This is a genomic window from Actinomadura sp. BRA 177, from assembly GCF_013372625.1.
In the GTDB taxonomy this organism is placed as follows: domain Bacteria; phylum Actinomycetota; class Actinomycetes; order Streptosporangiales; family Streptosporangiaceae; genus Spirillospora.
Genome location: NZ_JABXFD010000600.1, coordinates 1 through 1,526, shown reverse-complemented (window position 1 = coordinate 1,526; position 1,526 = coordinate 1). Strand labels below are relative to the sequence as shown.

At 74.6% G+C, this 1,526-nt stretch carries 1 protein-coding gene; it reads right to left on the bottom strand.

Features of this window, described 5'->3' with window-relative positions; genetic code table 11:
- The coding region (locus HUX53_RS33970) for an ATP-binding protein (RefSeq protein WP_176407373.1) at window positions 1-1,059 on the bottom strand (1,059 nt) is incomplete at its 3' end.
- Between the last annotated feature and the right edge of the window lie 467 nt (window positions 1,060-1,526).

Below are 1,526 nucleotides of genomic sequence, written 5' to 3'. Positions count from 1 at the left end.
CGAGAGCACCTCGGCCGCGCGGGGCGCGGCCGCCGGTTCGGGCGCCCGCTCGTCCGCTACGGCGGCCAGCAGCGCGCTCGGCACGAACACCACGGCGCGCACGCCGCCGTAGGGGGACTGGCTGTCGACCGACACCCGGAACCCGTACCGGGCGGCGAGCACGCCCGCCACCGCGAACCCGACGCGGGGCGGGTCGCCGAGCCGGTGGATGTCCACCGACGCGTCGCCGGCCAGCAGGTCGGCGGCGCGCTGCAGCTCGTCGGCGTCCATCGCGACGCCCGCGTCGTCGATGGTGATCGCGACGCCGTTGTGCGCGGAGCGGAAGTTGACCTCGACGGCGGTGTCGGGACGGGAGTGCCGCGCGGCGTTGTCCAGCAGCTCGGCGAGCGTCAGCACGACCGGCTCGACGGCGCGGCTCGTCACCGCGCTGTTCAGCGTCCCCTCCAGGTTGACCCGCAGGTAGTCGCGGATGCGGGAGGTCGCGCCGCGCACCACGTCGGTCAGCGAGGACGCCGAGCGCTGCTGCCCCGGCCACGACCCGCACAGCACGGCGGTGGCCTGCGCGCGCCGGCCGAGCTGGGCGTTCATGTGGTCGATGCGGAGCAGGCCCTCCAGCACGTCGGGGTCGTCGTGGCGCTCCTGCATGTGCGAGATGGCGAGCTGCTGCTCGTTCGCGAGGCTCTGCACGGCGCGCATCATCGCGCGCAGCGTCGACTTCGCCGACCGGTCGGCGCGCTCGCGGACGCGCGCGGCGGAACCGGCGAACAGGTCCATCACGGTCTGCACCGCCTGGCCGTAGGCGGGCGCCTCGCGGTCCAGGTCGTGCAGCGGGCCGGCGACGCGGATGCCGGGATTGGCCAGCGACTCCATCAGCTCGGGCAGCCGGACGTCGGCGAGGTGCCGCAGCTCCTTCTCGCGCAGGTCCAGGCCGCGGGCCAGCACGGCGTTCTGCTCGCGCAGCTCGGCCGTCGCCCGCCGCTGGCGTGCCAGCAGGACGCCGGCGGCGATGCCGGCGCCCGCCACGATGACGAACGCCGCCGCCAAGAGGAATGACTCCATCGGATCCTCGGTGCAGGGATTTCGGGCAGGGGGACCGGCCGCACGGCCGGAGGGTGGGGAGTGGCGCGGAACAGGCCACAGTCCCGGCACCGTAGGGCGGTTCGCGGGGGCGCGCTTGTGCTCGCGCGCAAGGAAGTTGCCGGCGGGCGCATCGCAAGATCACCCACAGTCTGAATCGCGTTACTTTCCGCTGGAATCACCTGATTCGGCGGCGGTGATCGTACTACCCTCGGGAGCACAAGTGATCATCGTGCCGGGGCGGGGCCCGGCGTGGGCGGACCGGCGGAAAGGGCCTGCGGTGGATGACCTCGTCGGCGGGCCGGACGGCGCCTACCGGCTCGCCCTGCACGGGGCCGGCCGCACCGCGATCCACGCCGGCGCCGCTGGCGGCTACCGGTTCCTGCTGCCGCTGCACGGCGAGCTGCTCATGCTCCAGGACGGCCGGGAGGCGCGGCTCGGCCCGGGGA